Below are 8,993 nucleotides of genomic sequence, written 5' to 3'. Positions count from 1 at the left end.
GACCCGCCGATCAGCTTCCCCCGCGGATGCTGCATACGCCGCCCGTGCATGTGCGGCTCGGGTTCGGACTCATACCGCCAGTCGTGAAACGGGCTCCCGACCGGGAACCCCAACGCCCCGGGCATGTGGACCATGACATCCCACAGATGGTCCGGGCGCCCCGCCTCCAGCAGCAGCACCCGGTTCGCCGGATCGGCGCTGAGCCGGTTGGCCAACACCGAACCTGCGGACCCGGACCCGACGACCACGAAGTCGACCACGCGGTCACTCTCGCCCGCGGCACCGTTGGAGGCAGTCATCGAACCCCGGTCCTGAAGTCGACCACGCGGTCAGTCCCGCGGGTAGCGCGGTTGAAGGAAATCATCGAACGCGGGTCCTCTCCACGTGATCGGTCATGTTGCCGGGGCAACTCAGCAGCTCGCGGAGATCCGACCAGCTGCCCGCTTGTCGGTCCCGCTCGCTGACGTCCCTGACATCGACGGGCCAGGGAATATCGAGTTCAGCATCGTCGTAGCGGACGCCGACGTCGGCGGCGGGGTCGTGCTCCTGATCGATCCGGTAGCAGACGTCGGCAACGTCGGAGAGCGCCTGGAAGCCGTGCAGGAATCCGTGCGGGATGTACACATGCACCATGTCCTGGTCATCGAGCCGCAGCGCAATCCACCGTCCGAAGGTCGGCGACTGCGGCCGCGCGTCCACCACGATGTCGTGGACTGCGCCGAACGAGCAACGCACCAACTTCCCCTCCCCCGAGCCCTGCCGCCCATGCAGACCACGCACCACGCCACGATGCGAACGAGACTGCGAGTCCTGCCGGAACGTCGCAGGTTGCAGCCCTACCGACTCCGCAACAGCCGCATCGAACGTGCGACTGAAGAACCCCCGCGTGTCACGGTGCGGCGTGGGCTCGAAGAGCAGAACGCCCTCCAGTTCGGTGCGGCGCACCATCATGTCTGATCCCCCTGAAACGGAAAGCCCGCCACGATCGCGACGGTCCCCACAAATCCACCCGTAAGAGTGCGCACGTCGCAAAGCGACCTCGTTACGCGCATGACGCGAGACTGTAAGGAACGTTTCCTGAAGCGACACTGAGAAAACGCCGAGGTCGCCCATTGTCCTCAGCGTATCCACAGCAACACACGCTTTAGCTGCATGTCCTGACATATCGCAGGGTGGCGGTGTCGTTCACCAAAGGGTCGCCACCGAATCCGAGAGTCCCCACGAAGGCCCAAGCAGCGGGCCAGGGGACGCTCCCGGTAGCGGTTCAACCTGCTGGTCGCTCAGTTGGGGATCCTCGGGCCGATCGACAGGTGATTGTGGCCTCCGGTGACACTTTGATCATATCGCCGGTCTGCATTAGCCCGTGGCTCACCTACTCAATGCGCAGAATGTCCGATTCTACTGTTTTGCGTCATCGGCCAGATCCTCGCCATCGGTCGCGGGGACAAGCTTGCGGTGATGATCGCTCTGAGCTACTCCGACCGGGGCCGGCCGTCGCGCGACCGGGCTGATCAACGTCCCCTCACGGCCGCTCGGACTATCCCGAACGCCCAGTGTGCAGGTAGGAGCTCCTCCATGCCGGGCAGCTCTCGTTGCGACGGACGTGTACCCACTTGTGTGCCGGCTTATGTCAACCGCGCTCTGGGTCAACCTTCGACGTGGTACGACCGATTGGTGGGGGTGCGGGAGTGGCCTCCTGCTAGGCCGACCGAGCGAGAATCGGTGGTGTCGGTTACCGGAACATATGGTGCGATCAGTGCATCGCTACTGGTGGGGTGTCTGCGTCCCCGCTGATGGCGGAGGGCGAGAAGGTGAATGTGCGGATGGGTGAAGTCTCCGAGCACTCGAAACGCTCCACTGCGTGGCATGCGAGGAACCGACTGAGGACCGCGCCACGGCTGGCGCGGGGTCGAGGGATGACAAATATCTGCGTTGGAACATGCGATGCGCTACCTGTCAGCGCACGCGTCACCGGCCTGCTTGGCAGGCCGCGCTCTGCTGAGTTCTGGGATCAAGAACAACCGGTGCGCCGGCACGATCTTCGCCGGCAACTGCGATCCGCACGATGGCGGCTCGCCCGCCGGGTCTCCCCGTGCCGGCCTCGGCGTTGACATCGCTTGCTCGAACGCAACGAGGTCTTCGCACCGCGGCCGATCGTCTGGGAGCTGGACCTGGCAGACGCCGCGGGGGCGTGAGATGCCTCGACGAACGCCATGTGGAAGCTCATGGCGACGACCGACCGCAACTGAAGTCGATGCCAACACGATGGCCGGGCTTGCGCGGTCACCGGTTGCAGGAGGAGAACATGGTCGAGGCGAACGAGATCATTGGACCTGTCACGTGCAGGAGCGCAGTGCATTTTGTCCGGACCACTGGCAGCCCGCCGGGTCTCCACCGAGTCTCACCACCAGCGCGATGACTCCCGGAGCGCCAGGTCTGCCTACCGCAGGTGAAGCTCGTCGTCCGGGCGGTCATGAGGAATCGATCTACCCGCAGGTCGGAATCGCACGTCAGCCGGTACAGGGTTCGAGGCGCGGTCACAACGACGATCCGCGTGCGGCTCTGCGTCAGGTGGCTGCTCTCCTGGATGAGCTGCTGCGAAAAGTGGAGGACGTCAGGGCTTCGCGTCTTCGGCAGCTAGCTGATGCTCGATCTGCTCCACGCGTTCGCGCAGTTCCTGGATCTGGCGCGCGAGGCCGTCGAGCGCTTGCAGGACCGGATCTTTGACCTCGTCCTCGTGCGACTGTGGTTGATCGCCGTTCAGTACCTGCTGGAGGTAGTCGGGGGGCCATCCCAGGACCTGTGAGACCGCGGCGAGGGTCTGGGGGCGGCGGCGGCGCGAGTTGAGGTTGTGCTGCAGCTCCCGGACGGTCGTCAGTGACAGTCGGGCGCGGGACGCGACGTCCAGCTGCGTCATGCGTGTCTCGGCCAGGCGGGTCTGGATCGCCTCTGCGACAGCGTCCCAATCGTCGCCGCTCGGCTGCTCCGCGAGGCTCACGCGAAGAGAGCCTTGCGTCGAAGGGGTGCAACGGCGGCGACCGAGGGGATGTCGCGATCGGGAGGACGTGGCCTGTCGACATGCGCCGACACCGAGGCCGCCGCGTCCCGCCCGTGGCCGGCCTTTTCGAGTCGGAGGAGCGCGGTCGGATCGGCGGTCATCGGCAAGCTGGGGAGTCCGGCGCCGGCGGGCAACGCGTGTGTGAGCGGATCTCCCCGGGGATGCGCGGTTGCCCGCGCTGGTGAGTCACTTCTGCTCACGATCGCTCCCCTCATTTTACGCTGCTAATAGCATCAGTTTACACAATATTGGTGTTGATCAGTGGACGTCATCGTCCGCTGCTGCGTGCCATCGTCGGACTCGGCCGGGCTATGACCTGGACGTTCCAACGGTACTTCTCGCCGGGCCGCAGGCGGGCGCGAACGCCGAGCGTCGCGGCGTCTGCGCCCCCGTCGACCAGGCGTTCCGTCTCAGTCATGCGCAGGAACAAGCGTCGATGCCGATCGGATCAAGCACCAAGGCGCAACTTTGGCCAATAGGCATCAATATTGGCATCAGTTGTAGTAGTCTCGTCGCGAGGAGGGGAAGTGATCATGGGCACCCTCAGTTGCACGAGACACGCGTCGGCGCCGTCAGCACCGCGAAGGCCCGGGCCACGCCCGCGCACCCGGCACCTTCGCGGCACGGCCCAGCACAATGCGCCCGCCATCGAGTCCGAGCGCGCTGGCCGACACCCGGTGGCGACCGCGTCTCGACGTGCAGCCACGCCTCAGCGTCCTGAGCGCCAACTCGCTGCCGCCGGCCCGGTTCGGCGCTCTGACGGGCGAACACGGCCCGCCGCCGGTATCGGTAGATGCGTACCGCGCCGATGATCACATCGCTGTGCTCCTGACTCGAGGTCCACGGTCGGAGGCTGCACACGGCCTCCTGCCTCGGATCGTCCGATTTACGGATAGCTATGGTCCGGCTCCGACAGAGGCAAGTGCGGATCTCGTTCATGAGTTCAGCCCGTTTGTCGCGCCGACCACTCCAATTTCTCGTTCAAGGGGTCCACTAAATGGGAAACTCCCACGGCGTACTGACCGCCGATCCGGCTGACGGTCTGAAGACTCTTGCCGAATGCGAGCGACTCTTTGCGGAGGTGCTGGCCGGTATCGTGCGCGACGAGGACGTGTCGGTCGACGGCCACTTCTTCGATGACCTCGGTGCCGACTCGATGCTGATGGCCCGCTTCTGCGCACGGGTGCGCAAGCGGGGCGACCTGCCGTCGGTGTCGATGCAGGACGTGTACAAGTACCCGACGATTCGGCGTCTTGCAGCGGCTCTCGCCACCTCCGAATCCGACACCGCACCCGCGCCTACCCCGCAGTCGGCAGCCTCGGCGGCTCCCATTCCGGGCACCCTCGCCGAATGCGAGCGACTCTTTGCGGAGGTGCTGGCCGGTATCGTGCGCGACGAGCATATGTCGGTCGACAGCCACTTCTTCGATGACCTCGGTGCCGACTCGATGCTGATGGCCCGCTTCTGCGCGCGGGTGCGCAAGCGGGGCGACCTGCCGTCGGTGTCGATGCAGGACGTCTACAAGTACCCGACGATTCGGCGTCTTGCAGCGGCCCTCGCCACCACCACAACCGACACCGCACCCACGCCTGGCTCGCGGCCGGCAACTCCGGCGGCTCTCATCGAGTCGCCGAGGAAAGCCGGCAATGGTGAGTACGTCCTCTGCGGGGCGTTGCAGCTCCTGTTCCTCCTCGGCTATCCCGCCCTCACCGCGGCCGTCTGGGTGACAGGCTTCGACTGGGTCTCAGCCAGCCCGAACCTGGTCGGCGTCTACCTGCGGTCGGTCGCGTTCGGCGGCGCGATGTTCCTCGGCCTGTGCGCCCTTCCGATCGTCTTCAAGTGGGTGCTCATCGGCCGGTGGAAGCCTCAGGAGATCCGCGTCTGGAGCATGGCGTACTTCCGCTTCTGGCTCGTCAAGACCCTGGTCCAGCGGAACCCGATGGTGCTGTTCGTCGGTTCACCGCTCTACGCGCTCTACCTGAGGGCACTAGGCGCGAAGATCGGGCGCGGCGCCGTCATCCTTTCCAGGAACCTGCCTGTGTGCACCGACCTGCTCAGCATCGGCGACGGCGGGGTGATCCGGAAGGACTCGTTCTTCAACGGCTACCGGGCCCACAACGGCGTCATCCAGACGGGCGTGGTGAGCATCGGCAAGGACGCGCTCGTCGGCGAGGCGACGGTGCTCGACATCTGGACCTCGCTGGGTGACGGGGCCCGGCTCGGGCACTCGTCCGCGTTGCACGCGGGGCAGGCCGTGCCCACCGGGGAGTGCTGGCACGGCTCCCCTGCGCAGCGGACCGAGACGGACCAGCCGGCGGTTGCTGCGCGCAACGCGGGCACAGGACAACGGGCGGTCTTCTCGGCCGTGCAGCTGGTGAACCTGCTCCTGGTGGGTACGCCGCTGGTGTTCGGCATCGCGGTCCTCGCGGTCCCGAACGTCCCGGAGCTCGCCCCCCTGCTGGACTCGGCACCGGTGCCCCTCACGAGCTGGACGCTCTACCGTGACGCGCTGGTCGTCTCCGCCGTGCTCTTCTTCGGCGCCATGCTTGTCGGCCTCGTGCTTGTGGGGACCGTTCCGCGCGTGCTGAACCTCCTCATCAAGCCGGACACGATCTATCCGCTGTACGGATTCCATTACTGGGTCCAGCGCGCGATCGCCCGCACGACCAACATCAGGTTCTACACGACTCTCTTCGGTGGAAGTACCTACATCGTCTACTACCTGCGTTGGTTGGGCTACGACCTACGCGGGGTGCGCCAGACCGGTTCGAACTTCGGCGAAATGGTCAAGCACGACACCCCGTTCCTCAGCGCGGCCGGTAGCGGAACGATGGTCGCGGACGGGCTGTCCATCATCAATGCCGATTTCTCGAACACGTCGTTCCGCCTTTCCCGCGTGTCGATCGGGCCGGACAACTTCCTCGGGAACATGATCGCCTACCCCGCGCAGAGCAAGACGGGCGACAACTGCCTCCTCGCGACGAAGCTCATGGTTCCCCTCGACGGACAGGTGCGTGAAGGCGTAGGCCTGCTCGGCGCGCCCAGCTTCGAGATCCCGCGGTCGGTCAAGCGCGACAGGCAGCTCGACGTGAGCAGCGCGGACGAGCTGCGCCGCGGCCTTATAGCCAAGACCATCTACAACACCAGGACCATGGCGGTGTTCCTGCTGGTGCGCTGGATCTCCTTCTTCTCCGTGACCGTGCTCTACCTGGCTGCCATCGACCTCTGGGGCTCCCTGGGTGCGCTCGCGGTCGCACTCGCTACGGCCGGGGTCGTCGTCTTCATCGTCGCCTACAACGTTCTGGTCGACCGGCTGCTCCGGCCGCTGCAGGTCTTGCGGCCGCAGGGCTGCTCGATCTACGACCGCGCCTTCTGGGGGCACGAACGCTTCTGGAAAGTGAGCACCCTCACCTATGTCCTCGCCTTCAACGGCACCCCGCTCAAGAACGTGATCTGGCGGCTGCTGGGTATGCGGGTCGGCCGCCGCGTCTTCGACGACGGTCTCCGCGTGCCCGAGCGGTCGTTCACCACGATCGGGGACCACTGCACCCTCAATGTGGACACCATCATCCAGTGCCACTCGCAGGAGGACGGCGGATTCAAGTCGGACCGCATCGCGATCGGTGCCGGCTGCACCCTTGGTATCGGCGCATTCGTCCACTACGGGGTAACCATGGGCGACGGCGCGGTGCTCGCCACCAGCTCCTTCCTCATGAAGGGCGAGGAAATGCCATCGAACGCAGTGTGGGGCGGAAACCCGGCCATGAAGATGCGCGAGCAGTCGGCTGACCTTCAGGTGCGCGGTATCAACCTCGACAACAATCGCGCTGCCGTGCTCGTCCGCGGCGACTCTGGTCTGAACTGAAGGGAGATCGAGGTGTCGTTCCCGGCCACGGCCTCGTCGCCGGCATTGTCAGACGTAAATCTGCAGCCCGGGAGAGTGCCGATGCTGCGGGTCGCCGCCGGCGACGCGCGGGGCTGGGCGGCCGCGCACCGCGAGGCCTTGCGTGGCGTCGTCGCCCAGCACGGTGCGGTCCTGGTCCGCGGTCTCGGGCTGCGCGACGCGGCCGAGGTCGCTGCCGTGTTCCATGGGCTGGCCACCGCCGGCCTGATGATCGAGCGGGAGGCGTTCGCGGAGCGGCAGACCTACGCCGAGGGCGTGTACTCCTCGTCGAAGTGGCCGCCGAACCAGCCGATGTGCATGCACCACGAACTGAGCTACCGGCTCGAGTTTCCCGGCCTGATGCTGTTCGCCTGCCTGTCCGCACCCAGCGAGGGCGGGGCGACCGGTGTGGCGGACTCGACGGCCGTGCTCGACGCGCTGCCCGGTGACCTCGTCGAACGGCTCGAGCGGGAGGGCTGGATGCTCGTCCGCAACTACAACGAGGAGATCGGCGCGTCGGTCGCCGATGCGTTCGGCACCGAGGACCGTGGCGCGGTCGAGAGCTACTGCCGCGCCAACGCCATCGAGTTCGAGTGGCAGCCCGATGGAGGGCTGTGCACCTGGCAGCGCCGCAGCGCGGTGGTGCGGCACCCGGTCACCGGTCGGCGCTGCTGGTTCAACCAGATCGCCTTCCTCAACGAGTGGACGCTCGACCCCGAGGTGCGCGAGTTCCTCGTCGACACATACGGCGCCGACGGGCTGCCGTTCACCACCCGTTTCGGGGGCGGTGACCCGATAGGCGACGAAGTCGTGCAGCTGATCAACGAGGTGTACGAGGCCGAAACCATGCGGGAGCCCTGGCAGGCGGGAGATCTGATGCTCGTCGACAACATCCGCAGCGCACACAGCAGGGAGCCCTTCACCGGACCGCGCGAAGTCCTGGTCGGAATGGCCGACCCGGTGCGCCTGGCCGACTGCTCCTCGACCGTTTCATGAGGAGGGACACTCGTGCCAGTCATATCCGTTCCAGAGGCCTTCGACGAGGAGGAGCTCTACGTTGACCTCCGGTCGATCTTCGGGCACCCCCTCTTCCTGAAATGCGAGGGCTTCAATTTCGCCGGCTCGATCAAGCTGAAGGCAGCGGCCGAGATGGTGGAGGCCGCCGAACGGGCGGGTATCCTGACGCCCGACTCGGTGCTGATCGAATCGTCGTCCGGCAACCTCGGCGTGGCGCTCAGCGTGCTCGCGGCGAGTAAGGGCTATCGGTTCCTGTGCGTGACCGACTCCCGGTGCAACCTGGCCACCCGGCAACTGATGGTCGCGTTGGGCAGCCAGGTCCACAACATCGTTGAGCCGGATCCCGTCCGTGGCTTTCTTGGCGCACGGCTCGACTATGTGCGGGCGGTGTGTGCCTCCGACGACCGCTACGTATGGCTCAACCAGTACATCAACCCGAGTAACTGGCAGGCGCACTACCACAGGACGGCACCCGCGATCGCGCACCAGTTCCCACGGCTGGATGTGCTGTTCGTCGGCGCGGGCACCACGGGGACCCTGATGGGCTGCGCGCGGTACTTCCGGGAGTGGCATCGGGGGGTGCAGGTCGTCGCCGTGGACAGCGTCGGCTCGGTGGCGTTCGGGGGACCTCCGAGTCGACGGATGCTTCCCGGGCTGGGCACCAGTGTTTATCCGCCGTTGCTCGATATGTCCTACGTCGACGATGTGGTCCGCGTCGAGGAGGCGGACACGGTCCGCGCCTGCCACGTTCTGGCCAGGCGCGGATTCCTGTTCGGCGGATCGACCGGAACGGTGGTCAGCGGCGCGACGAGCTGGCTCACACGCAATGGCGCGCGTGGCGACATTGCGGTGGCGATCGCCCCGGACCTCGGCGAGCGCTATCTCGACACGATCTACCACTCCAACTGGGTGGAGGCCCTCTATGGCCCGGACGTGCTCAACTCCGCTGACCTGATCGCCGCCGCCCGGCCAAGCTGATGCGCAACGAGTTGTCGGCCCCCCGTGTCCAGCGCCCAGGCGATCGCGGCCCTGCCC

The 8,993-nt window shown here is 66.3% G+C and carries 5 protein-coding genes and 1 pseudogene; 3 read left to right on the top strand and 3 right to left on the bottom strand.

The window, feature by feature from the left end:
- From ABD743_RS03585 to ABD743_RS03575, 3 genes and pseudogenes are all read right to left on the bottom strand, one after another.
- Window positions 1–299: pseudogene (locus ABD743_RS03585) on the bottom strand (choline dehydrogenase); the annotation flags it as partial.
- Window positions 300–360: 61 nt separating this feature from the next.
- The gene (rfbC, locus tag ABD743_RS03580) at window positions 361–951 is read right to left on the bottom strand and encodes a dTDP-4-dehydrorhamnose 3,5-epimerase (protein ID WP_344718799.1); all 591 of its coding nucleotides are present in this window, start codon (window positions 949–951) and stop codon (window positions 361–363) included.
- 1,663 nt (window positions 952–2,614) lie between these two features.
- Window positions 2,615–2,998, bottom strand: coding sequence for an XRE family transcriptional regulator (locus tag ABD743_RS03575; RefSeq protein WP_344718743.1), 384 nt, complete (start codon window positions 2,996–2,998; stop codon window positions 2,615–2,617).
- A 1,057-nt stretch (window positions 2,999–4,055) separates the two neighbouring features.
- Between ABD743_RS03575 and ABD743_RS03570 the strand changes: the two genes are divergently transcribed.
- The 3 genes from ABD743_RS03570 to sbnA all read left to right on the top strand — a co-directional run bounded on the left by ABD743_RS03570 (window position 4,056) and on the right by sbnA (window position 8,936).
- Window positions 4,056–6,923 (top strand): Pls/PosA family non-ribosomal peptide synthetase, encoded by a 2,868-nt coding sequence (locus tag ABD743_RS03570; RefSeq protein ID WP_344718741.1) that lies wholly within the window; start codon window positions 4,056–4,058, stop codon window positions 6,921–6,923.
- An 81-nt stretch (window positions 6,924–7,004) separates the two neighbouring features.
- Window positions 7,005–7,937, top strand: a complete 933-nt coding sequence (locus ABD743_RS03565) for a TauD/TfdA family dioxygenase (protein WP_344718739.1) — start codon at window positions 7,005–7,007, stop codon at window positions 7,935–7,937.
- Between the two features lie 12 nt (window positions 7,938–7,949).
- The gene (sbnA, locus tag ABD743_RS03560) at window positions 7,950–8,936 is read left to right on the top strand and encodes a 2,3-diaminopropionate biosynthesis protein SbnA (protein ID WP_344718737.1); all 987 of its coding nucleotides are present in this window, start codon (window positions 7,950–7,952) and stop codon (window positions 8,934–8,936) included.
- Window positions 8,937–8,993 lie beyond the last annotated feature (57 nt).

It is taken from the genome of Pseudonocardia yunnanensis (assembly GCF_039534065.1).
GTDB classification, from domain to species: domain Bacteria; phylum Actinomycetota; class Actinomycetes; order Mycobacteriales; family Pseudonocardiaceae; genus Pseudonocardia; species Pseudonocardia yunnanensis.
Note: the sequence above shows the minus strand (reverse complement) of the source record. Positions and strands in the feature narration are given on the sequence as shown.

Bases quoted from the DNA above. Each gene is read 5' to 3' on its own strand.
- rfbC (WP_344718799.1), bottom strand. From the start codon at position 951: ATGATGGTGCGCCGCACCGAACTGGAGGGCGTTCTGCTCTTCGAGCCC.
- ABD743_RS03570 (WP_344718741.1), top strand. From the start codon at position 4,056: ATGGGAAACTCCCACGGCGTACTGACCGCCGATCCGGCTGACGGTCTG.
- ABD743_RS03565 (WP_344718739.1), top strand. From the start codon at position 7,005: ATGCTGCGGGTCGCCGCCGGCGACGCGCGGGGCTGGGCGGCCGCGCAC.